The organism is Sphingobium chungangianum, from assembly GCF_977014255.1.
Map to the genome: position 1 here is coordinate 1,307,989 of NZ_CDRNIV010000006.1, position 21,298 is coordinate 1,329,286.

The 21,298-nt window shown below is 61.1% G+C and carries 21 protein-coding genes and 3 tRNA genes; 8 read left to right on the forward strand and 16 right to left on the reverse strand.

Features of this window, described 5'->3' with window-relative positions:
• Positions 1–25 precede the first annotated feature (25 nt).
• Complete coding sequence (locus ACWNC0_RS13585; protein ID WP_449472249.1) at positions 26–1,555, forward strand: hypothetical protein; 1,530 nt, start codon at positions 26–28, stop codon at positions 1,553–1,555.
• Here the strand turns inward: ACWNC0_RS13585 and ACWNC0_RS13590 are convergent.
• The 7 genes from ACWNC0_RS13590 to aroA all read right to left on the reverse strand — a co-directional run bounded on the left by ACWNC0_RS13590 (position 1,542) and on the right by aroA (position 8,099).
• Complete coding sequence (locus tag ACWNC0_RS13590; RefSeq protein WP_449472251.1) at positions 1,542–3,335, reverse strand: cation:proton antiporter domain-containing protein; 1,794 nt, start codon at positions 3,333–3,335, stop codon at positions 1,542–1,544. The two genes, ACWNC0_RS13585 and ACWNC0_RS13590, sit on opposite strands and share 14 nt — an antisense overlap.
• Positions 3,336–3,407: 72 nt before the next feature.
• A tRNA-Leu gene (locus ACWNC0_RS13595) sits at positions 3,408–3,493 on the reverse strand.
• Between the two features lie 51 nt (positions 3,494–3,544).
• Positions 3,545–3,832: an integration host factor subunit beta gene (locus tag ACWNC0_RS13600; protein WP_449472252.1), complete on the reverse strand. Its 288-nt coding sequence runs from the start codon at positions 3,830–3,832 to the stop codon at positions 3,545–3,547.
• A 161-nt stretch (positions 3,833–3,993) separates the two neighbouring features.
• A complete protein-coding gene (rpsA, locus tag ACWNC0_RS13605; RefSeq protein WP_449472254.1) occupies positions 3,994–5,706 on the reverse strand; it encodes a 30S ribosomal protein S1 in 1,713 nt (570 codons plus the stop codon).
• 172 nt (positions 5,707–5,878) lie between these two features.
• Positions 5,879–6,514: a (d)CMP kinase gene (gene cmk / locus ACWNC0_RS13610; RefSeq protein ID WP_449472256.1), complete on the reverse strand. Its 636-nt coding sequence runs from the start codon at positions 6,512–6,514 to the stop codon at positions 5,879–5,881.
• Positions 6,511–6,762 (reverse strand): CBU_0592 family membrane protein, encoded by a 252-nt coding sequence (locus ACWNC0_RS13615; RefSeq protein WP_449472258.1) that lies wholly within the window; start codon positions 6,760–6,762, stop codon positions 6,511–6,513. The genes cmk and ACWNC0_RS13615 overlap by 4 nt, the downstream gene beginning before the upstream one ends.
• On the reverse strand, positions 6,759–8,099 hold the full coding sequence (gene aroA / locus ACWNC0_RS13620) for a 3-phosphoshikimate 1-carboxyvinyltransferase (protein WP_449472259.1): 1,341 nt from the start codon (positions 8,097–8,099) through the stop codon (positions 6,759–6,761). The genes ACWNC0_RS13615 and aroA overlap by 4 nt, the downstream gene beginning before the upstream one ends.
• A gap of 149 nt (positions 8,100–8,248) precedes the next feature.
• Here aroA and ACWNC0_RS13625 point away from each other — a divergent pair, with 149 nt between their 5' ends.
• The 3 genes from ACWNC0_RS13625 (at position 8,249) to ACWNC0_RS13635 (ending at position 8,960) form a co-directional block, all read left to right on the forward strand.
• Complete coding sequence (locus ACWNC0_RS13625; protein ID WP_449472261.1) at positions 8,249–8,584, forward strand: TIGR02300 family protein; 336 nt, start codon at positions 8,249–8,251, stop codon at positions 8,582–8,584.
• Between the two features lie 88 nt (positions 8,585–8,672).
• Positions 8,673–8,748: transfer RNA gene (locus tag ACWNC0_RS13630), tRNA-Ala, on the forward strand.
• 136 nt (positions 8,749–8,884) lie between these two features.
• Positions 8,885–8,960, forward strand: a tRNA-Ala gene (locus ACWNC0_RS13635).
• A gap of 387 nt (positions 8,961–9,347) precedes the next feature.
• On the opposite strand, the gene ACWNC0_RS13640 is transcribed toward ACWNC0_RS13635, so the two are convergent.
• Complete coding sequence (locus ACWNC0_RS13640) at positions 9,348–11,624, reverse strand: ATP-dependent helicase (RefSeq protein WP_449474620.1); 2,277 nt, start codon at positions 11,622–11,624, stop codon at positions 9,348–9,350.
• A gap of 339 nt (positions 11,625–11,963) precedes the next feature.
• Here ACWNC0_RS13640 and ACWNC0_RS13645 point away from each other — a divergent pair, with 339 nt between their 5' ends.
• The gene (locus tag ACWNC0_RS13645) at positions 11,964–12,377 is read left to right on the forward strand and encodes a Fe-S oxidoreductase (RefSeq protein WP_449472262.1); all 414 of its coding nucleotides are present in this window, start codon (positions 11,964–11,966) and stop codon (positions 12,375–12,377) included.
• On the opposite strand, the gene ACWNC0_RS13650 is transcribed toward ACWNC0_RS13645, so the two are convergent.
• Positions 12,325–12,813 (reverse strand): Rrf2 family transcriptional regulator, encoded by a 489-nt coding sequence (locus ACWNC0_RS13650; RefSeq protein WP_449472264.1) that lies wholly within the window; start codon positions 12,811–12,813, stop codon positions 12,325–12,327. The two genes, ACWNC0_RS13645 and ACWNC0_RS13650, sit on opposite strands and share 53 nt — an antisense overlap.
• 115 nt (positions 12,814–12,928) lie before the next feature.
• Here ACWNC0_RS13650 and ACWNC0_RS13655 point away from each other — a divergent pair, with 115 nt between their 5' ends.
• Positions 12,929–13,378, forward strand: coding sequence for a globin domain-containing protein (locus ACWNC0_RS13655; protein ID WP_449472266.1), 450 nt, complete (start codon positions 12,929–12,931; stop codon positions 13,376–13,378).
• A 93-nt stretch (positions 13,379–13,471) separates the two neighbouring features.
• Here the strand turns inward: ACWNC0_RS13655 and rsmD are convergent, their stop codons facing one another.
• Entirely contained in the window at positions 13,472–14,008 is a 537-nt protein-coding gene (gene rsmD, locus ACWNC0_RS13660) for a 16S rRNA (guanine(966)-N(2))-methyltransferase RsmD (protein WP_449472268.1), read from the reverse strand.
• A 59-nt stretch (positions 14,009–14,067) separates the two neighbouring features.
• Positions 14,068–14,985, reverse strand: a complete 918-nt coding sequence (locus ACWNC0_RS13665) for a pseudouridine synthase (RefSeq protein ID WP_449472270.1) — start codon at positions 14,983–14,985, stop codon at positions 14,068–14,070.
• Between the two features lie 161 nt (positions 14,986–15,146).
• Between ACWNC0_RS13665 and ACWNC0_RS13670 the strand changes: the two genes are divergently transcribed.
• Positions 15,147–15,605, forward strand: a complete 459-nt coding sequence (locus ACWNC0_RS13670; protein ID WP_449472272.1) for a response regulator — start codon at positions 15,147–15,149, stop codon at positions 15,603–15,605.
• A gap of 115 nt (positions 15,606–15,720) precedes the next feature.
• Here the strand turns inward: ACWNC0_RS13670 and ACWNC0_RS13675 are convergent, their stop codons facing one another.
• On the reverse strand, positions 15,721–16,065 hold the full coding sequence (locus tag ACWNC0_RS13675) for a hypothetical protein (RefSeq protein ID WP_449472274.1): 345 nt from the start codon (positions 16,063–16,065) through the stop codon (positions 15,721–15,723).
• A gap of 333 nt (positions 16,066–16,398) precedes the next feature.
• Here ACWNC0_RS13675 and ACWNC0_RS13680 point away from each other — a divergent pair, with 333 nt between their 5' ends.
• Positions 16,399–17,724: an AmpG family muropeptide MFS transporter gene (locus tag ACWNC0_RS13680; protein WP_449472276.1), complete on the forward strand. Its 1,326-nt coding sequence runs from the start codon at positions 16,399–16,401 to the stop codon at positions 17,722–17,724.
• Here the strand turns inward: ACWNC0_RS13680 and ACWNC0_RS13685 are convergent.
• The 4 genes from ACWNC0_RS13685 to trpA all read right to left on the reverse strand — a co-directional run bounded on the left by ACWNC0_RS13685 (position 17,709) and on the right by trpA (position 21,251).
• Entirely contained in the window at positions 17,709–18,149 is a 441-nt protein-coding gene (locus ACWNC0_RS13685) for a DUF6628 family protein (RefSeq protein ID WP_449472278.1), read from the reverse strand. The two genes, ACWNC0_RS13680 and ACWNC0_RS13685, sit on opposite strands and share 16 nt — an antisense overlap.
• Positions 18,150–18,220: 71 nt before the next feature.
• Positions 18,221–19,546 carry a bifunctional folylpolyglutamate synthase/dihydrofolate synthase gene (locus ACWNC0_RS13690; protein WP_449472280.1) on the reverse strand — a complete coding sequence of 442 codons (1,326 nt, stop codon included), beginning with the start codon at positions 19,544–19,546 and terminating at the stop codon, positions 18,221–18,223.
• Between the two features lie 26 nt (positions 19,547–19,572).
• Positions 19,573–20,424 carry an acetyl-CoA carboxylase, carboxyltransferase subunit beta gene (gene accD / locus ACWNC0_RS13695; RefSeq protein WP_449472282.1) on the reverse strand — a complete coding sequence of 284 codons (852 nt, stop codon included), beginning with the start codon at positions 20,422–20,424 and terminating at the stop codon, positions 19,573–19,575.
• Positions 20,421–21,251, reverse strand: coding sequence for a tryptophan synthase subunit alpha (gene trpA, locus ACWNC0_RS13700; protein ID WP_449472284.1), 831 nt, complete (start codon positions 21,249–21,251; stop codon positions 20,421–20,423). The genes accD and trpA overlap by 4 nt, the downstream gene beginning before the upstream one ends.
• Positions 21,252–21,298: the final 47 nt, after the last annotated feature.

The window sequence follows — 21,298 nt, forward strand, 5'->3', positions numbered from 1 at the left end:
ATGAGAGACAATGATCGGGGGGATCATGCGGTTTCTTGTTGCTATCTGTTTACTGCTGGTTCCCGCTGCAGCGCGTGCTGAATGGCTGGAAGCTTCGAGCGACCATTTCGTTGTTTATGCCGAAGCTCGGGCAACGGACGCTCGTCTCTTCTCACAGCAGCTTGAAAGCTACCATGCGGCCATGGCGGCGGTCACGGGAACGCCGAACCTCCGTCCTAGCCCCTCCAATCGCCTCACTATCTATGTGGTGAGCAGTGAAGCCCAGGTCCGAAAGCTTTATGGGGCCAATTCGCAATATATAGGCGGATTTTACATACCCCGTGCTGGAGGATCGGTCGCGATCGTTCCCCGGGTCAGAGCGACGCGCGGTCAGATCGACACGTCGATGATCACGCTGCTCCATGAATATGCACATTATTTTCTGATCGGATCGAGCAACTTCCCGATGCCGCGCTGGATGTCGGAAGGTGCGGCGGAGTTCTTTTCGTCAGCCGCTTTTCCCAATGATGGCGGGGTCGAACTCGGGCGGCCCGCGCAGCATCGCGCCTATGAGCTTTATATGGCGATCGACGTGACCGCGAACGATCTGCTTGATCCCGCCGCCTATGAAAAGCGCCGAGGCAAGGGGTATGATGCGTTCTACGGCAAGAGCTGGCTGCTTTATCATTACCTGACTTTCAGCCCTGACAGGAAAGGCCAGCTTTCACGCTACCTCACCCTTATGTCCCAGGGTAAGGACCCACGGTCTGCTGCGATCGAAGCGTTTGGAGATTTCGGCCAGCTCGAACACGAGTTAGACCGCTATCTCCTCAAATCCCGCATGACCATGCTCAAGCTGCCAGCCAGCATGATCCAAACCGGCCCCGTTGTCGTGCAAGGAGTAAGTGCGGGAGCAAACGCAATGATGCCGGTCATCATTCGTTCCAGGCGCGGCGTCGACGATGAAGGGGCCAAGGCCGTTCTGGCGGACGCGCGCGCCATAGCTTCGCGCTTCCCGAAAGATCCAGCGGTCCTATCCGCGTTGGCGGAGGCCGAACACGACGCTGGGAACGATAAGGAAGCGATCGCCGCAGCAGATGCTGCCCTGGCTAACGACCCGAAGCAGGTCAACGCCTATGTCCAGAAGGGGCTGTCCCTTTATCGCATGGCGCCAGATGCCCCGGATCAGGACGAGGGCTATAAGCAAGCGCGCGCCACTTTCATTGCACTCAATCGCATCGAAAATGACCATCCGCTGCCGCTCTTCTACTATTATGACAGCTTCGCCCGGCAGGGGAAAACGCCATCTTCGCTCGCACTTCAAGGACTGGAGCGCGCGTCGGAACTGGCGCCCTTTGATCTCGGCCTGCGCATGACCCTGGCGATGCAGCAATTGCGTATCGGTGACCGCAAAGAGGCGCGACGCAATTTACTACCCGTGGCCTATAACCCCCATGGCGGTAACCTTGCTGAGACCGCAAGCACAGTATTGGAACGGATGGACAAGGAACCGAACTGGGATGGGAGCGGCATGTCGGGTACGGGGCCTGACAATGCTGTAGCTATTGGACCTTAGGCACCTCGTCAGGGCGGAGTCGCCTCAGTTTAGGAGCGGTATCCATCTGCGCCGCATCTTTAATGCCCATGCGCAAGTCCTCACGCGTTTGATGGATCGAGGCAATAACCGGCCCCATCGCCACGCCCAGATCGATGAGCGCGGTTTCTGCGAGTTGCAGCGAGCTTTCGAGTGTCTCGGGAACCGCATCGCTTGCGCCCGCCCGGTAGAGCTGTGCCGCATGATCAGTATCGCGCGCACGGGCGATGATCGGCAAATCCGGCACCCATCCACGCACCCGTTTCGTGACACGCACCGAAAGCACGGGATCGTCCATGGTAAGGATCAACGCTCGCGCATGGCCCAAACGGAGCTTGTCGAGCATTTCGACGCGCGCGACGTCCCCGAAGAGGATTGGGTAGCCGCCACGACGCCCCTCCGCCACTACGTCCGGGTCGGATTCAACAACGGTGAAACGCTGGTTGTGGAGGCGAAGCAGATCGCACACCATTCGCCCGACGCGCCCGAACCCGATTACGACAGCGGCCGCCTCGGTACTTTCCTGCTGTAGGTCTGGCGCTTCCTCGCCAAGCGCCATTTCCAGCCTGCGCGCAATGTCGTGACCGATACGCGCGAGAAGTGGCGTGATCGTCAGGCCGATGGCCGTGACGATCTGCCAAAAGGCTGCGGTGGAGGGGAGAATGAGCTTGGCTGCTGCTGCTGTCGAAAGCACGATGAGGGTCGTTTCAGAAGGACTGGCCATCAGCACGCCAACTTCCAGAGCCACGCCCTTTCGCGCGCCCGAAAAATAGAGGAGCGCGGCGGTGACCAATGTTTTGACCAGGACAACTCCAACGACCGCAAGAACAAGGCTCGGCCAGTTCGCCAGGATCACCCGGACGTCCAGGCTCATGCCCACAGTGATGAGGAACACGCCAAGCGCCAGCCCCTTGAAAGGGGCTGTCATCACTTCGACCTCACCATGATATTCGGTCTCTGCGATGAGTAGGCCTGCCAGCAGTGCGCCGACGATTGGCGAAAGGCCTGCGAGCGAAGTCGCGATGCTCGAGACGATGACTACCAGTAGGCTGGCTGCAAGAAAAACTTCAGGACTTTTGGTCCGCGCGGCCTGGCTGAAGATATGTGACAGAAAAATGCGGCCAAGAACGAGCATCACCGCGATCGTGATGCCGCCTTTTAGCAACGTATCGGCCAGTTCGCTCCAGGCACCGTCAGGACTGGAGGCTACTGACGGCGCGAGCGCGCCGAGCATGAATATTATTGGGACCAGCGCCAGATCCTCGAACAATAGCATCGCGAAGGCGGCCCGGCCCACGGCGCTTTGGGTGCCCACCATAGGGAGCACCACGGCCGTCGAGGAAAGGGCTAGGGCAAGACCCAATCCGACAGCCCCGGCGGTTGGCTGTCCCAGAAAGTAGAGGCCCAAAGCAATCAGCGACGCTCCCCCGATTAGTTCGGCGGCACCGACCCCGAACACTTGGGCACGCATTGTCCAGAGGCGGCGAAAGCTGAGCTCAAGCCCGATCGAGAAGAGAAGTAATATGACACCAAGCTCAGCGAATGGTTCAATCGCTCCTCTGTTTGAGATGGTGACATGATAAAGCCACGGATATTCGGCGACCAGCGCGCCAAGGCCCGATGGGCCGACAGCTAGCCCGACCAGGATGAAGCCAATGACGGGACTGATCCTCAAGCGTGCAAAGGCGGGGATAACCAGCCCGGCGGCCCCCAAGATGACGAGGGAATCGCTGAAACTTTGTGGATTGATTGCACCGGCCATGCGCCATCATTGCGGTAAGCGCGGCAAAATATCCAGCCTTGCGGCAACTTCACGTGCGATGCGTGATACCCTTGGTGCGGACGGCGGGACTTGAACCCGCATTCCCAGGGGGAGGCGGATTTTAAGTCCGCTGCGTCTACCGATTTCGCCACGTCCGCGTGGCGCTCCCACTGACCTTTCCGAACGCGTAGGTCAAGATGTGCTGGAGTTCACTGAGTCTTGCTGTTCAGCCGTTCGCGCATTTCCTTGCCCGGCTTGAAGTAGGGCACCCGCTTGGCCGAGACAGGGACCTGTTCCCCCGTACGCGGATTGCGCCCCGTCCGCGCGTCTCGCGCACGAGTGGTAAAGGCGCCGAAACCGCGCAATTCTACCCGGCCGCCACCCGACAGGCGGTCAACAATCTCCTTGAAGAAGAGGTCTACAATCCTCTCGACCTCTTGAAGGCCAAGGTCTGGATTTTCCTCTGCCAGAGTCTGAATTAATTCCGAGCGTATCATTGGTCCTCCAGCTCCCCCTTCTGGTTCCCAGTTTAGTCATAGTGAGTCCCTACCCACATGACAATTATCCAATGTCGGTAGTTGTTTTCTCATTTTGGGATATAAAAAGCCCGCCGGAAGAAGTTCCGACGGGCCTATTACTTTAGTTATATCCGAAGGGATTAGCCTTCGTTCTTGGCCTTCAGCGCTTCGCCCAAGATGTCGCCGAGCGATGCACCGCTGTCGGACGAACCATATTGAGCGACTGCCTGCTTCTCTTCTGCAATCTGCAGAGCCTTGATCGAGAAGGTCGGCTTCTTGGCCCGATCGAAGCCGGTAACCAGCGCGTCGAACTTCTGACCGATCTGGAAGCGCTCCGAACGCTGTTCGTCGCGGTCGCGGCCGAGGTCGCTGCGCTTGATGAAGCCGGTTGCGCCGTCGTCGCCAGCCTGGACTTCCAGACCGCCGTCGCGAACTTCCAGAACCGTGACGGTGATCGTCTGGTTCTTGTTCAGGCCCGCTGCAGCGGCGGTGGTGCCGCCAGCGGCCGGGCCGCCACGCTCAAGCTGCTTCATGCCAAGGCTGATGCGCTCCTTCTCGACGTCGATGTCGAGAACGACGGCCTGAACCAACTCACCCTTGCGGTGCAGAGCCAGCGCGTCTTCGCCCGAAATGCCCCATGCGATGTCCGACATGTGAACCATGCCGTCGACGTCGCCGTCCAGGCCGATGAACAGGCCGAATTCGGTTGCATTCTTGACTTCGCCTTCGACGGTCGAACCGATCGGGTGACGTTCGGCAAAGCTGTCCCAGGGGTTGTTCTGGGCCTGCTTGAGGCCGAGCGAGATACGACGCTTTTCGGGATCGACTTCCAGAACCAGAACTTCGACTTCCTGGCTGGTCGAAACGATCTTGCCGGGGTGAACGTTCTTCTTGGTCCACGACATTTCCGAAACGTGAACCAGACCTTCGATGCCCGGCTCCAGCTCGACAAATGCACCATATTCGGTGATGTTCGTGACGCGGCCCGAAAGCTTGGCGCCGATCGGATACTTGGCAGCGGCGCCTTCCCACGGATCGCTTTCCAACTGCTTCATGCCGAGGCTGATGCGCTGGGTGTCGCGATTGATGCGGATGATCTGAACGCGGACGGTATCGCCGATGTTGATCATCTCGTTCGGGTGGTTGATGCGCTTGTAGCTGAGGTCGGTGACGTGCAGCAGGCCATCGATGCCGCCCAGGTCAACGAATGCACCATAATCGGTGATGTTCTTGACGACGCCTTCGATGATCTGACCTTCGGCCAGCGTCTGGATAAGGCCACTGCGCTGTTCGGCGCGGGTTTCTTCCAGGATGGCACGGCGTGACACGACGATGTTGCCGCGGCGGCGATCCATCTTCAGGATCTGGAAAGGCTGCGGAATGTCCATCAGCGGGGTTACATCCCGCACGGGGCGAATGTCGACCTGCGAACCGGGGAGGAACGCCACGGCGCCGTCGAGGTCGACGGTAAAGCCGCCCTTGACGCGGCCGAAGATGACGCCTTCGACGCGGGCATTTTCGGTGAATTCGGATTCCAGCTTGTCCCAGGCGGCTTCGCGGCGAGCGCGGTCGCGTGACAGCATGGCTTCGCCATGGGCGTTTTCGACGCGATCGACATAGACTTCGACTTCGTCGCCGACCTTCAGATCAGCCTTCTGGCCCGGCGCAGCGAATTCGCGCAGCGGCACGCGGCCTTCCGACTTCAGGCCGACGTCGATCAGCGCCATGTCGTTTTCGATGCCGGTAACGGTGCCCTTTACGACGCGACCTTCGAAGCCGCCGTCCTCGCCACCGAGAAAATCATTGAGAAGCGCGGCGAAATCGTCGCGCGAGGGGAATGCCGTAGAGGCCATGTTTAAGTCCTTCACTCGTCATTGCTGGCCTACCGGTTGTATCCGGTGGTCTTTGAGGCCAAACCGTCCGCACGGCCGGATTGCCGCGCGAACATCCGTTCGGCCATGTCGGGTGAGACGCTCTTTGGATAAGCGAAAAGGGCGCCTGGGAATCCCAAGCGCCGTCATCGCGTCAGGCCTGTTGCCGACGTTCCAACTGGGCGTCCACCAGAGCAATCGCCTGCTGGACGGCGGCGTCTATAGTCAAATTACTGGTGTCGAGCAAGTCTGCGCCATCAGCCATTCGCAACGGCGCATGATCGCGGCTCATGTCGCGAGTGTCGCGTGCCTGAATATCCGCGATCAAACTATCCATGTCCGGGTGTCCACCATGGGAAAGCGCGTCATCATAGCGTCGCTCGGCGCGCACGTGAACGCTCGCGGTGACGAAGATCTTCGCATCCGCATCCGGCGCGATCACCGTCCCGATATCGCGGCCGTCCAGTATTGCGCCACCCGATCGGGTCGCAAAATCGCGCTGTCGCTGGACGAGCGCCTGGCGAACGCTCGGGTGGATGGAAACGCGGGAAGCGAGTGAGCCGACGGCCTCGCTCCGCAGCGCAGGGTCGCAGAGGACTGCATCGTCGAAATCGCAAGCTGAAACCGCATCGGCTTCGTGGTCCGGATCGCCTCCGGCTTTCAGCACAGCAAGCCCAACCGCACGATAGAGCAGACCGGTATCCAGCACAGGCAAGCCGTAATGGCGTCCGAGTGCCTTCGCAATCGTACCTTTGCCCGATGCCGCGGGACCGTCGACGGCGATGATCATTCTGCTTTGCCTTTCCGCAACGTCTTGGCGAGGCCAATGACGGCTATAAAGGCCCAGACGACCTCCAGCGCCATGGATGCGACATTGAAATGAACCGTCAGTGAGTAGATCAGCAGCAACGAACCGATCAGATTGAGAAAGTTGAATAGTGTGAAGTTCAGCACCTTCGCCACATTGCTGTAGGCGTAAGCAATAACCATGAGGCCGCTACCAACAAGGCCAACCACGTTGGGAAAATCGAAATTCACGCCATCGCGCCGAGCGTTTGTAAGAGCGCGGTAAAGCCGGGGAAGCTGGTCGCGACCGGGCGCATGTCATCGACGGTGACGCCGCTTTTGGACACAAGACCGGCCACCGCAAAACTCATGGCGATACGATGATCCAGCTTGGTCGCGATGGGGCCGCCGCCGGGCAGGAGCGTACCTCCGCTTCCCTCAATGACGATGCCGTCCTCCAGTTCCTCCACTCCCACGCCGATGGCGCGAAGGCCCGCCGCCATGGTGGCGATGCGATCAGATTCCTTCACCCGCAATTCTTGAAGACCTCGGAAGGTGCTACGGCCTTCGGCAAGGGCGGCCGCGATGAAGGCGACCGGATATTCGTCGATCATCGAGGGCGCTCGGGCGGGGTCTGGTTCGACGCCCGTCAGGTGGGACGCAGTGACGACGATGTCTCCCACCGGCTCTCCGCCGACTTCGCGCGGGTTCTCGATGACGATGTCGCCACCCATCTCGCGCAGCAGATCGATCAGTCCTGCCCGAGTGGTATTCAGGCCGACATTTTCAATGGTAATCTTCGAGCCGAGCACAAGCAGCGCGGCGACCATGGGGAAGGCTGCCGACGAGGGGTCGCCGGGAACGGTGATGGCTTGGGGATGAAGTTCGGCCTCGCCTTTTAATGTGATGATCCGTGTCCCATCAGCATCGATTTCTACGTCCAGGTCAGCACCAAAACCCTTGAGCATCCGCTCGCTGTGATCGCGAGTCGGAACCGGCTCGACGACGCGCGTGACCCCGGGGGTATTCAGACCCGCCAGCAAGATCGCGGACTTTACCTGCGCTGATGCGACCGGAAGGCGATAATCAAGCGCCACAGCCGGGCAGGCGCCCCGCATGGTGAGCGGCAGCCGGTGTCCGGGGCTGGTGGTGAAGCTGGCGCCCATATGGGACAGCGGCTCGGTGACGCGCTGCATCGGGCGCTTGCTCAGCGATGCATCTCCGATGAAAGTCGCAGTGATGCCATGACTTGCGACCAGGCCCATGAGTAGGCGGGTCGACGTGCCACTGTTGCCCATGTCCAAAGCTGTTTGGGGTTGCAGCAATCCGCCCACGCCCACGCCCCGAATGTGCCAGATGCCATCATCGTCTCGTTGGATCTGCGCGCCCATTGCACGCATTGCGGCGGCAGTGGCCAGCACATCCTCTCCCTCCAACAGGCCTTCGACGCGGCTTTCCCCAACGGCCAGTGCAGAGAGCATGAGTGAACGGTGCGAAATGCTTTTGTCACCCGGCACTCTTACACTGCCCGCAAGGGGAGGAGCACTGGAGAAGGTCATGGGAACAGGCTGATCGGAAGAAGTGGTCACGGGTCAATCCGTTTGTCAGGAAACTGAAAAATTGCGCCCGGCTTTTGACAGCGCGGTTCCGCTATGGCAAGGCGCCCGTCGCTTCGCGGGCGACATGGTCGTGCCGCGTGATATTCGTTGAAGCACTCGTAAGAAGGACAAGGCCGGACATGGTCAAGGCTGAATGGGGCACGAAGCGTACCTGCCCGAAATGCGCCACGCGCTTCTATGACCTGGGCAAAGACGACCCGGTCTCCTGCATCAACTGCAACACCGCTTGGGAACCCGAACCGGTCCTGAAGTCGAAGCAGCCGCTGCCGTACGAGGAAGCGCCGAAGAAGGTTATCGAAACCGCCGACGGGGAACTGGAGACGGCAGACGATGATCTGGATCTTGATCTGGACGTCGATGATGATGGTGATTCGCCGGACAATGACGTTGACCTGGGCGGTGACGACGACCTCGGCGTGGATGCCGCCGCCGACGATGGCGACGACGACAATTAAGTAATTTTATGCTTGCCAAGGAAGTTGCTGCCTCCTAATGGCAGCGACCTCCGAAGCGCCGGTCCCAAGCGGCGCTGACACTGGTAACGGGGCCTTAGCTCAGCTGGGAGAGCGCCTGCATGGCATGCAGGAGGTCAGCGGTTCGATCCCGCTAGGCTCCACCAGTTTTCCGGACGGTCCAAGCCTCACCTGTATAGCCCGGAAGCTATCAAGCGGGTGCTTGGCATCCTATATCGGCCGACGGCTCCATGCCGGACATGGCCCAATCCATTGGGATGCGGTATGATGCCGCGCAACGATGGGGCCTTAGCTCAGCTGGGAGAGCGCCTGCATGGCATGCAGGAGGTCAGCGGTTCGATCCCGCTAGGCTCCACCAATCTTCCTTGTCGCGATAGACTGCCGTTAGTCGTCAGCAAATGCTTCTCCGCGCGACGACCCGCCAGTTGGCATAACTCTCCGGCATCGACGTACACCACATTCCAATATGCCAATCTCCGTTAGGCAGCGAGGAAGTGATGGGGGAGGAGACCCATATCATTGCGAGCGACAGAAGATCGGCGACGTTCGCTCCAAGCCTGCGAGCGTTTCCTCCGCTCTCACGATCATGCTATATAGCCCTCGACCATCGTGCTTCGATCAGTGGAGGAGGCGGAGGGCGCAGGGGTAGTGGCGCTACTCCTGCAAAACGACGAGATATTTTAAAAACTCTGCCCAAGCGGATGGTTGACGCGCATGACCCGCACGGAAACTGACTTGGTCAAGTTCAAGCTGGCTGCACGAAGCTATCCATCACGCGCTTACGGCCAGCCGTTTCAAAATCGATCTCGAGTTTGTTGCCCTCGATCTCCGCAATCGTGCCGTAACCAAATTTCTGGTGAAATACGCGCAGCCCCAAGTGCATATCATCTCGACCCTTGTTGCCGAGGGATACCGCCGACGCGCGAGCTTCCACGATCCGTACGGGTTCGCGGGAGAACTGGCCACTTTGTTGCGCCCGCTGCCAGCCTGGGCCACGCCCGCTACCTCGTTGCACGTTGGAGAAGGGATCAGCGCGCTCGGACCAGTTGGCACGCCATAGGGACGCACCGCCCGCCATGCTGCTTTCCTCCTCGACATGTTCAGCAGGTAGCTCTCCTACGAACCTCGACGGGATGGAACTGGTCCACTGGCCATATATTCTCCGGTTCGCGGCATGAAGGATGACGCAAAGCTTCCTGGCACGAGTAATCGCGACATAGGCGAGCCGACGTTCTTCTTCTAAACTGTTGAGACCGCCTTCGTCCAACGCCCGTTGAGAAGGAAAAATACCCTCTTCCCAGCCCGCCAGGAAAACGGTGTCGAATTCGAGCCCTTTGGCCGCATGGATGGTCATGATCGTGACCTTCCGTTCCTCGGCTTGCGCGTCATTGTCCATAACTAGCGACACATGTTCAAGGAACGCGCCCAGCGTTTCATACTCCTCCATGGCGCGGGTAAGTTCATTGAGGTTTTCGAGGCGGCCCGCGCTTTCGGCCGTTCGTTCTGCTTGAAGCATTGCGGTGTAGCCGCTTTCGTCCAGTATCTGACGCGCGAGTTCGGCATGGGGAAGCTGGGTCGCCCGATCGCGCCAGCGAGCCAAATCCCCGATGAAGGCGCCAAGGCTGCGGCGTGCCTGGGGAGTCATTTCGTCGGTATCGAGAATTCGTGCAGCCGCGAGCGCTAAGGGTATGGCCTCGGCCCGAGCAAGGCGGTGGAGCTTCTCCACGGCCTTGTCACCTAAACCGCGCTTGGGAACATTAACGATCCGCTCAAATGCCAGGTCGTCGGCCGGTTGGTTGACGAGGCGAAGATAGGCAAGCGCATCGCGTATTTCGGCCCGCTCATAGAAGCGAAAGCCGCCTACGATCCTATATGCAAGGCCGATCTGAATAAATCGATCTTCAAATTCGCGGGTCTGGTGCTGTGCCCGGACGAGGATGGCCACATCTTCCAATGATCGTCCGGAGCGCTCGATCGCCTCGATTTCGTCGCCGACGCGGCGAGCCTCTTCTGGCCCGTCCCAAACGCCGATGACGCGGACTTTCTCCCCGATGTCGATGTCGGTCCACAGCGTCTTGCCTAGCCTGTTGCCGTTTTCGGCGATCACACCGGAAGCGGCGCCCAGAATATGAGGTGTGGATCGGTAATTCTGCTCCAAGCGGACAATCTTGGCGCCCGGGAAGTCCTTTTCAAATCGCAGGATGTTGGCGACTTCCGCGCCCCGCCACGAATAGATGGATTGGTCGTCATCACCCACGCAGCAGATATTCTTGCGCTGCTGAGCGAGCAGGCGGAGCCAGAGATACTGGCTGCTGTTGGTGTCCTGATACTCGTCCACCATGATATAGCGGAACCGCTGTTGATAGCTTTCGAGCACATCCCGGTGGCGCTTCAATATGGTGAGCACATGGAGCAGCAAGTCGCCGAAGTCGCAGGCATTTACATCGCGAAGGCGGGCCTGATAGGCAGCATATAATTTCTGTCCGCGCCCATTTGCGTAAGATTCGCTATCTCCCGCGCTGATTTCGTCAGGCGTCAGCCCCTTATTCTTCCACTGATCGATCAAGCCACCCAGCTGCCGCGCAGGCCAGCGCTTTTCATCAATCCCCTCAGCCTGGATCAGCTGCTTCATTAGCCGGAGCTGATCGTCTGTATCAAGAATGGTGAAGTTGGATTGCAAGCCGACCAATTCGGCATGTCTGCGAAGCATTTTGGCAGCGATGGCATGAAATGTGCCGAGCCATGGCATGCCTTCTACTGCTGGACCAATCATGCGTCCGACACGCTCGCGCATTTCGCGCGCGGCCTTGTTGGTGAAGGTGACCGCCAGGATTTCCGACGGATAGGCGCGGCGCGTAGCTATAAGATGCGCCAGCCGTGCGGTCAGCGCAGCCGTCTTGCCCGTTCCGGCGCCCGCCAGAACAAGAACCGGACCCTCGACAGTGAGGACGGCTTCCCGTTGGGGCTCATTGAGGCCCTGAAGATAGGGCGGATCATCAGGCGAGGGAGCAGGGAGGGTCATGGTCAACAACTAGGGAGCATGGATAGAGGGAGCAAGGGCTTGGCCGCGTGCGATTGATGGCAATTTATGAGAACAAAAGAGGAATCATGCAAGGGGGAACGCCACGGCCTTCACCCCCTCGGCCTCTCGTTGTGTCATTAGGTCAAGGAGGCCCAGTGGTTCCAATGAGGGAAAGGGGCGAGCAATTCAGAGCTTGAGCGCTTTGCTGAAAGACAGCCGTCATTCGCCTGATAGCAGCAGAGCCACAGTTCGTCGCCGATATCGGAACGCGTGCGTCACCGATCTGGTTCTCTACCCGCCAAGAGGCAGAACGGGGTGATGAACAGGAAAGGATTACCCATGAAATCGATCATGCTTGCGGGTGCCGCCATGCTGGCCTTTACCACCGGCGCTACTGGCATTGCGATCGCTCAGGGTGTGCCGGACAATACGGCCCAACCCCCAGCCACTGATAGCATGCCGGCGGTTCCAGCTACGCCTGCGAGTCCTGCGACAGCGGCAGATCCCAATGCTGGTCAGCCGACTGGAGAGGTTCCAGCCGACACCGGCATGATGCCCGCAACGCCGGGGATGCCCAAGGACCCTTCCGCGCCTGTGGGCAGTTCGGCTAATCCGGTGACCGTTGGCGGCAACATGACCCCTCCGCCCGCAGGCGGTAAAGACTATCCGCTATGCAGTCGCACGGTACAGGATAGCTGCATCAATCCCGGCGAGGCACCGCGTTCGAAGAAGATGGCGCGCAGGCATCGCTGACCGGAGAGACGGCGCCGGGCAGGGCGGCAATAAGCGCCGCCAGCCCGGTTCTGTCTTTGGCGGCGTCCGCCAAGCTGTGCTGGTCGAGCACGGCCAGAAAAGCCGTAGTTGCGGCCTTCAAAATGCCCGATAGGCCACAAGCGGCGCGGAGGCCGCAGCTTGCGCAGTCTGCCAGGTTCATGTCCGTTTCGGTGTGACGGACGACATCGCCCAGCCTGATTGCTTCAGGCGCGCGGGCAAGGGTGAAGCCGCCGCCTCTGCCGCGCTGGGTGAGGATGAACCCGCCTTGGCCGAGGTGGTGGACGACTTTCATCAAATGATTGCGCGAAAGAGCGTATGCGTGGGCGACCTCGGGGATGGTTGCGCGACCTGTTGGCGTGACGGCCAGATGGATGAGGACGCGCAGGGCGTAGTCGGTGTGGCGGGTCAATTGCATGAGGGAATGCGTTAATTGAACGGGGTTTGCAGAGAAAACATGTAGATCATTTACATGTTTAAAGATGTACCGTAAAGGCGTCTTTGCCGAGTCTCTATTTCAAAGGGGTGCATTTATGAGCCAGCTCAGCGCTGAAACCATCGCGATCGTCAAAGCAACCGCTCCCGCGCTGCGGAGCCACGGGGTGGAGATCACGACCGCCATGTATGCGCGCCTGTTCCAGGATGCGTCGATCAAGGACATGTTCGATCAGGCGGCGCAAGACAGCGGCGAGCAGCCGAAGCGCCTGGCTGCGGCGATCCTGGGCTATGCTGAGAATATCGACAAGCTGCAGGCTTTGACCGGCGCGGTCGAGCGCATGGTGCAGCGGCACATCGAAACCGGCGTGAAGGCCGAACATTATCCCAAGGTTGCCGAAGCGCTGCTGCCCGCGATCCGCGATGTTCTGGGCGCGGAAGTTGCCACGGACGCCGTGTTGGAAGCCTGGGGCAAGGCCTATTGGTTCCTCGCCGAGATACTGATTGGCAAGGAAGCGCAGGCTTATGAGGATGCTGAAGCGGCTTGATTGATGGGTGGGGGGACGCCTCCTGGGGCGTTCCCCTCCCCAACCTCGATGAGAGTCACGCGCCTCTCATCGACCCCTAAAGGGGAGAGGGAGTCAGGTTGCTCTTAGGAGGGTCAGGCGGGCTTTGCCGACGTCGCGGGTTGCGTCGATGGTGAAGCCCTTGACCTCCACATCTTCGCGGCGATCGGTTTCGATGCTGATCCAGGTCGCGGGGCCGGTCCAGCCCAGACGGCTTAACTTGTCGAGAGCGACGACGCCTGCGCCGCTATTATAAGGCGGGTCCATGAAAATAAGGTCCAGCGGTTTCGGCGCTGGCCCCAGTGAGAGCACGCTACTCTGCCGAATGTCGGGCCGGATGCCGAGCTTGTCGCCATTAGCGCGGATCACATTCAGAGCCGCCTGATCCTGTTCAACGAAGAGGCAGCTAGCCGCGCCACGGGACAGGGCTTCAAAGCCCAAGGCGCCCGATCCCGCGAAGAAATCGCCGACGGCCAGCCCTTCAAATGATCCGATACGGCTCACGAGCATGGAAAAGAGCGTTTCGCGCGTACGGTCGGCCGTGGGACGAGTGGCGTCGCCCTTGGGAGCTGCCAGCGGGCGGCCGCGCCATTGGCCTGCGATGATTCTCATGATTGGCGTCCGTGCAGAAGGAAAGCCCTAAGACAAGCGCAGGGCGAACGGGTTTTGCTTCAGGATTTGGGCGTCTTCAAGCTCTTGCGGAAGACGATGAGGTCGTGCTGGCGCACTTCCTCCACTGCGCCCGACGCGAGCTCGCCGAGATGGAAGGGGCCATAGCTGGTGCGGATGAGGCGGCTCACCTGTAGGCCCAGATGTTCCAGAACACGCCGCACTTCGCGGTTCTTACCCTCCGTCAGGGTCATTTCGATCCACTGATTGCGGCCGGTGCGGCGTTCCAGATTGGCCTCGATCTGGCCATAGCGGATGCCGTCAATCTCTATGCCCATAAACAGGTCTTCAAGCTGGGCCTGGCTGATTTCGCCAAAGGCGCGGGCGCGATAGGTGCGCGGCACGCCGGTCGCTGGCAATTCCATCTGCCGTTTGAATTCGCCATCGGTCGTGAGGAGCAGAAGCCCCTCCGTGGTCATGTCCAGACGACCGATGGGCATGAGGCGGGGCAGATCGGCGGGCAAGCGGTCGTAGATGGTAGGACGGCCGCGCGGATCGCGCTCAGTCGTCAAATAGCCGGAAGGCTTGTGAAACAGGAAGAGACGAGCGGGAGCGGGTTGCGCCACCGGGTTGCCATCCACCGCCACGCCATTGAGCGAGGTCAGCAGCGTTGCCGGGGTCGAGATCAGTTGGCCATCGAGAGTGACCCGGCCTTCCTCGATCATCCGTTCCACTTCCCGGCGCGACGCCACTCCGGCGCGGGCAAGCAGTTTGGCGATGCGTTGCGGTTCGTTCGTGCCGCTGGCGGCAGCGGCCATGCGGGCCGGATGGGGATTTGCGGGCTTGGCTGGAGCAGCGTTTCTTTTCTTGAAAGGCGGGCGGGCAGGGCGCGACGAACCGGCGGGCTTGCCGTCCGTGGGGCGCCGGGGACCGCCCGGTCCTGTCCTGCGCGGCGGTGCTGATTTTTTCGGCGGCTCCACGCTCGGTTCCTTTTAACGAAGCGACGGCATTCCCATATCGGAGATGCCGGGAAAATGACGAATAGTGCCGTCCTGTCGCCGAGTGCGCAGGATCGGCCGCAACTCCCTTAAGGGGTCGCGCGTTTGATCGGGTGCATGGCGCATATGGGGCGGATCGGCAAATGTTTTTCGGGCTAGTCAAAGGGGACTCGAAGCCACGGCAGCAGACACAGGCCATCATCAGCGTGCTGGTGGTGGAAGATGAGCCTTTGGTCGCCTTTGACAACGAGCATGTGCTGGAACAGGCTGGCTACCGCGTGGCCGCGACTGTCGAGGATTATGACCATGCGATCAGCGTCATTGAGCAGGATGAGGTCGATCTGGTGATCGCCGATATCACCCTGCATGGCGACAAGACGGGCATTGATGTGGCGCGTCATGCCTATGCAAAGGGGCTGGCAGTGCTGTTCGTCAGCGGCGCCTGTCCGGTTGATGCGCATGAGATGGCGGTAGGGTGTCTGGCGAAACCTTATTTGCCGCGTGATCTGCTGGCTTCGATCGGGGTGATTGAGGCGGTGCTGCGTGGTGGGGATCTGCCGCGCGTGCCGCGTGGGTTGCATTTGTTTGATCGGGTTGGGTGAGGTTGGCGAGGCGCGGATGCGCTGTTGGTTGATGACAGGTTCAATTGGGAACAGGTCACTAACGACCAGAGCCAGTCATTCAGCCGATCTTGTCCCTTGCTTTGAACCGGTCACTTCAGTGTTTATGCCGGGCTGGCGATAGAAGGAGTTCAGCCACGCCATAACTGAATATTCCGACCAAGCTGATGAAGATTGCGATTCCTGGAAAAATTATTAGGCCCATTGAGGCACCGAACTTCATATCGACCGTCAAAGCTGTCCAAATGCCCCAACCGAGAACAAGCGCTGCGAGACCAAAGCAAATAGTCCGGAATTTTTGACAAACTTTCAATATAAGCATCAGGAGCGCGATCGGCTGCTCTCCCGACACATGTTTACGGTAGCTCTTCACCCATTCCATAACTGACTCGCTCACCTTCCTTGTAAACAGGCGAAGTATCTCATCATGTGATAGCCGCATAGGGGCCTCCCTTTCCTAAAGCCGCCAGTCCGCCTTCCACCCATCCAAGACATTCCCCTCCCGCAGGCGGGAGGGGTTAGGGGTGGGCGCGAGCGTAGCGAGCCTTGCGTGAGCCCATTTGATGAGGCCGGTGTTGCGCTAGCCCACCCCCGACCCCTCCCGCCTGCGGGAGGGGAGATGATAGGAAGGCTCCCGAAGCGTCATTTCGGGGAAAGTCGGTGTCTGTGGGTTGTACGGCCTGAACCGGTCATATGGTCGGGGCGAGTTCTGCTTGTTTCTCCGATGATTGGCCATATGGTGGCGCGATAAGCATTTTGGGGGCGCACCTTTTTCATGACTGACATTGCCGTGGGCACCCGAGGCTGGCTGGATGCGGTGAAGCCCTATGTGGAGAAGGCGCCGCTGGCTGCGCTGTTCCTGGGGATTTCATCGGGCTTTCCTTTTGCCATGATCGGCGCGAACCTGGCGTCGCGGCTGGCGCAGGATGGGATCGACAAGAAGAGCGTTACGGCGTTCAGCCTGGTGTTGCTCGCCTATAATCTCAAATGGCTGTGGGCCTGGGTGATCGAGGGGGTGAAGTTGCCCCTGCTGCATCGGTTGGGGCAGCGCGTGTCGTGGATGCTGGTGGCGGGGCTGCTGGTGATGGCAGCGGTGGTCAATCTGGCGGTCGTCGATCCGGCGACCGATCTGATGGGGACGGTGCGGGCGGCGATCCTGCTGGGGATTGCGGGGGCGACGTTCGACATCATCATCGATGGCTATCGGATCGAGATATTGCGGCCCGAGCAGTTGGGCGTTGGCGCGGGCATGTCGCAATATGGATGGCGCATCGGCGCGGCGGCGGCGGGTGCCCTGGCGCTGGTGGTGGCGCAATATTGGGACTGGACGCTGGCCTATCTGGTCTGTTCGCTGTTCGCGCTGCCTGCGATGCTGGCGGCGCTGATCGTTGGCGAGCCTGAACGGCATCGGGAGATTGCTTCCCGGAAGACGGGCGGCGAATTGGTGCAGGCGATCATTGGGCCGTTCGTGGATTTCTTCAAGCGCAAGGGCGCGCTGCTCGTCCTGCTGTTCATCATCGTCCACAAGATTGGCGATACGCTGGCGAACCTGACGTTCCGGCTGCTGTTCAACGATCTGGGGTACAGCAATGAGGAGATCGCGATCTACGATGTGGGCGTGGGTTTCTGGGCTTTGCTGGCCGGGATTTTCGTGGGCGGGGTGCTGTATGCACGGTTGGGGTTGAAGCGGTCGGTGCTGATCAGCCTGGTGCTGATGGCGGTGTCGAACTTCAGCTTTGCCCTGCTGGCGGCGACCGGCAAGAGCAATGTGGGCATGGCGGGGGCCATCGGGTTCGAGAATTTCGCTAGCGGGATCGGCGGCGTTGCGGTGGTCGCCTATTTCTCCGCGCTGTGCGACCTGCGTTTCACCGCTGCGCAATATGCGATGATTTCGGCGGCGGCGAGCATTGTTGGGCGGTTCCTGACCGGGACGTCAGCAGGCGCGTTGATCGAGCGGTTCGGCTATGTCGATTTCTACCTGCTGACGACGGTGCTGGCGCTGCCGGGCATCATCCTGTTCTGGCTGATGATGCGCAGCGGACTGGTGGATGCGAGTGTTGGTAGCGCCGCTACGGATAAAGGTGGTCAGGCTCCGGCGTAAAGGTCGAGGGGGCGGCCTAGATCGCTATGGGCCTGAGAGACGGCTTGCAGGCAGGTCAGGGCGCCAAGGACATCGTCCGTGCCGAGCAGCGATGTGAGTTGCTCATAGGATGCAGGCGGGTCCTGTAGCGCTGTGCTGATGGAATGCATGAGCGATGCTTCGTCGGCGGTCATGCGGGCGCAGCAGCAGGGCGCGACGAGTATCCGGCGGGTGGCGCAGCGGGCAAGTTCCAGCATCATGGCGCGCATCAGGACGAGGGGGCGGCGGTAGCTGCGGCCGAACGCGCCGAGCATGGCGTTGGCTGCGTGGGCATCATCGACCCCGGCGCTGGCCATGCGGCGCATCGCATAGAGGAACAGGCGGTTGCCGTAGCCGGGAGGCATTGCGCCGGGCAGGTCGAGGGGGGTGATCTCTCCACGGGGCATATGCGAGCACCTTTTTATCCGTTGCGTTACGGAGAGCAAGGTACGCTATTGCGAGTCAATCGCAAGTAGATTCAGTCGGGATATTGCTCGTTCAGGCGCAAAATTTCGCCTGCGAGGTAGAGCGACCCGGCGATGAGCAGGAGCGGGGCTTCGGTTTTGCATGACGCCGCGACCGCGTGGATGGCCGCGGCGGGATCTGCGTGTGCTGTGCAGTCGATGCCCCAGCGCTCCGCGATGGCGGCGAAGCGGCTGGCGGGATGATGCTCGTGGCCGGGGACGGGCAGCGCGTGGATGTGGGCTATGCGTCCGGCGAAGGGGGCGAGAAAGGCCTCGGCATCCTTGTTGGCGAGCATGCCGATGATGAGGTGCAGCTTGCGTCCGGCGAGCTTGTCGGCGATGAAGAAGGCGCTGATGGCTTCTCCGGCTCCGGCATTGTGGCCGCCGTCGAGCCAGGCTTCGCTTTCTGGGGGGAGTGGGGCGAGCAGGGGGCCGTGGTCCAGGTGTTGGAGCCGGGCGGGCCAGTGTGCCCAGAGGGGGGCGGCTTTGAGCGCGGCTTCGCTGACGGGCAGGGCGGTTTGATGGCGCAGCATGGCGAAGGCGAGGGCGGCGTTCTGCACCTGATGCGCGCCGGGGAGGCGGGGGAGCGGGGTTTCGATGCGGCCTTGTTCGTCGCGATAGTGGAGGCGGTCGCGGTAGCTGGCGGCGTCCCAGCTTTGGCCCATGGGGAGCCAATTGGTGCGTGCGCGGCTGGCGGCTTCGCGCATCGCGGGAGCGAGTGACTCGGGATAGCGCTGGGTTACCAGGGCGGCGCCGGGTTTGGCGATGCCCGCCTTCTCCGCCGCTATGGCGCGCAGCGTGTTGCCGAGGAAGGCTTGATGGTCGATCCCAAGTTGGGCGATGCCGCAGACGGCGGGGTTTTCGATGATATTGGTAGCGTCGAGACGGCCGCCTAGTCCTACTTCAAGGATGCAGGCGTCTGCAGGATGCTCGGCGAAGGCGAGGAAGGCGGCGGCGGTGGTGACTTCGAAGAAGCTTGCGCCGATGCCTTCGGCCACGTCAAGGACGCGGGAGAGATAGTGGGCGAGCGCTTCGTCGCTGATCAGCTGGCCGTTGATGCGGATGCGTTCGTTGAAACGGACGAGATGGGGGGAGGTGAAAACGTGGACGCTTCGGCCGTCCGCTTCGAGCGCAGCGCGTAAGAAGGCGCAGGTCGATCCTTTGCCATTGGTGCCTGCGACATGGAAGATGGGCGGCAGCGCGCGGTGCGGATTGTCGAGCCTATCAAGCAGGCTGGTGATGCGTTCGAGACCCAATATGTCCGCGCCCGGCGACAGCGTGGCAAGGCGGTCCAGCTGCGATTGGACCGCGGGGTCGTCCGAAATGGCGTGGTCGGGCATGGCCCTATGTTCCTCGCGCGATCGCGTCAGGCGGCTGCGCGAGGGGCTAGATAGCCGATCACTCGGGCCAGCGTGTCGCGTAATTCGCTGCGATGCACGACCATGTCGAGCATGCCATGTTCCAGCAGATATTCGGCGCGCTGGAAGCCGTCCGGCAGCTTTTCGCGGATCGTGCTTTCGATGACGCGCTGGCCCGCGAAGCCGATCAGTGCATTGGGCTCGGCGATCTGGACGTCGCCCAGCATGGCGTAGCTTGCGGTGACGCCACCGGTCGTCGGGTCGGTAAGGACGACGATATAAGGGAGGCCCGCAGCGTGCAGCTTCTGGATGGCGACAGTAGAGCGCGGCATTTGCATGAGAGACAATATGCCCTCCTGCATGCGCGCGCCGCCTGCTGCGGTGAAAATGACATAGGGGCATTTGTGCCCGATGGCCTCGTTCACGCCCTGGATGAAGGCAGCGCCCACACCCATCCCCATGGAACCACCCATGAAAGCGAAGTTCTGGACGCCCATGACCAGCGGAACGTCGTCGATCGCGCCGCGGGCGTTGATGAGCGCGTCCTGATCGCCTGTCTGCGCGCGGGCAGCCTTTATGCGATCGGGATAGCGCTTGGAATCGCGGAACTTGAGCGGGTCTTCCTGCACCGGCGGGGTGGGCAGCAGGATGAAGCCTGCGTCGAGAATCTGCTCGAACCGTTCAGACGGGCCGATGCGGCCGTGATGGTCGCAGCGCGGGCAGACGGACAGATTATCCTCCCACTCCTTGATGAAGATCATCTCGGTGCAGGACGGGCATTTGTGCCACAGCGTCTCGGCGGTGGTTTCCTTCTTTGCGAGGAAGGGAACGGCCTTGCGGACGCGGTTGATCCAGCTCATGCGGCGGTCTCCCGGAAATGGGGGCTGTTGGCTTTGAGAGCGCCGCTCAATGTGGCGACGAACTCCTGAACGAAGGGCGCGGCGGCATCGCCGTGCGAGCCGACTATGTCGACAATGGCTGACCCGACAACGACGCCGTCTGCGACGCGGCCGATGGCGGCTGCCTGCTCGGCGGAGCGCACGCCGAAACCGACTGCAATGGGGAGGTCGGTTGCGGCCTTGAGCTTCTCCACCGCCTGCTCGACGACGGCCTGCGCAGCCTGCTGCTTGCCGGTCACGCCTGCGACGGCGACATGGTAGAGGAAGCCGCTGGCGCCGTTGAGCACGGCGGGCAGGCGGGCCGCGTCGGTGGTCGGCGTGGCAAGGCGGATCAGGTGAACGCCTGCCGCGCGCAGGGGTGGGCCGATCTCCGCGTCCTCTTCTGGCGGGACATCGACGCAGATCACCCCATCCACGCCTGCTTCGCGGCACTGATCTGCGAACCATTCGGAGCCGCGGATCAGCATGGGATTGGCATAGCCCATGAGGATCAGCGGTATATGCGGGTGGCGGGCGCGGAAGGTGGTGGCGAGGTGGAAGATATCCTTCGTCTTCGTGCCTGACCCGAGGCTGCGCAGGTTTGCGAGTTCGATCGCGGGGCCGTCCGCCATCGGATCGGTGAAGGGCATGCCGAGTTCGATGATGTCCGCGCCGCCCGCGACGAGCGCGTCAAGGATTGCCGGGGTGGCGGCAACGGTCGGGTCGCCTGCGGTCACGAAGGTGATGAGGGCGGCGCGGCCTGCTTCCTTGCAGGTGGCGAAGCGGGTGGCGAGGCGGTCAGCGGTCACAGTGAATTTCCAACATCCGTTCGCCCTGTCTGAACGAGCCACTTGTC

Coding starts and splice junctions, on each gene's coding strand:
- ACWNC0_RS13685 (WP_449472278.1), bottom strand. CDS start 18,149: ATGCCCCGTGGAGAGATCACCCCCCTCGACCTGCCCGGCGCAATGCCT.
- ACWNC0_RS13655 (WP_449472266.1), top strand. CDS start 12,929: ATGAGCCAGCTCAGCGCTGAAACCATCGCGATCGTCAAAGCAACCGCT.
- ACWNC0_RS13675 (WP_449472274.1), bottom strand. CDS start 16,065: ATGCGGCTATCACATGATGAGATACTTCGCCTGTTTACAAGGAAGGTG.
- ACWNC0_RS13670 (WP_449472272.1), top strand. CDS start 15,147: ATGTTTTTCGGGCTAGTCAAAGGGGACTCGAAGCCACGGCAGCAGACA.
- ACWNC0_RS13680 (WP_449472276.1), top strand. CDS start 16,399: ATGACTGACATTGCCGTGGGCACCCGAGGCTGGCTGGATGCGGTGAAG.
- rpsA (WP_449472254.1), bottom strand. CDS start 5,706: ATGGCCTCTACGGCATTCCCCTCGCGCGACGATTTCGCCGCGCTTCTC.
- rsmD (WP_449472268.1), bottom strand. CDS start 14,008: ATGAGAATCATCGCAGGCCAATGGCGCGGCCGCCCGCTGGCAGCTCCC.
- ACWNC0_RS13585 (WP_449472249.1), top strand. CDS start 26: ATGCGGTTTCTTGTTGCTATCTGTTTACTGCTGGTTCCCGCTGCAGCG.
- ACWNC0_RS13625 (WP_449472261.1), top strand. CDS start 8,249: ATGGTCAAGGCTGAATGGGGCACGAAGCGTACCTGCCCGAAATGCGCC.
- ACWNC0_RS13640 (WP_449474620.1), bottom strand. CDS start 11,624: ATGACCCTCCCTGCTCCCTCGCCTGATGATCCGCCCTATCTTCAGGGC.
- accD (WP_449472282.1), bottom strand. CDS start 20,424: ATGAGCTGGATCAACCGCGTCCGCAAGGCCGTTCCCTTCCTCGCAAAG.
- ACWNC0_RS13590 (WP_449472251.1), bottom strand. CDS start 3,335: ATGGCCGGTGCAATCAATCCACAAAGTTTCAGCGATTCCCTCGTCATC.
- cmk (WP_449472256.1), bottom strand. CDS start 6,514: ATGATCATCGCCGTCGACGGTCCCGCGGCATCGGGCAAAGGTACGATT.
- ACWNC0_RS13690 (WP_449472280.1), bottom strand. CDS start 19,546: ATGCCCGACCACGCCATTTCGGACGACCCCGCGGTCCAATCGCAGCTG.
- ACWNC0_RS13650 (WP_449472264.1), bottom strand. CDS start 12,813: ATGCAATTGACCCGCCACACCGACTACGCCCTGCGCGTCCTCATCCAT.
- ACWNC0_RS13600 (WP_449472252.1), bottom strand. CDS start 3,832: ATGATACGCTCGGAATTAATTCAGACTCTGGCAGAGGAAAATCCAGAC.
- ACWNC0_RS13645 (WP_449472262.1), top strand. CDS start 11,964: ATGAAATCGATCATGCTTGCGGGTGCCGCCATGCTGGCCTTTACCACC.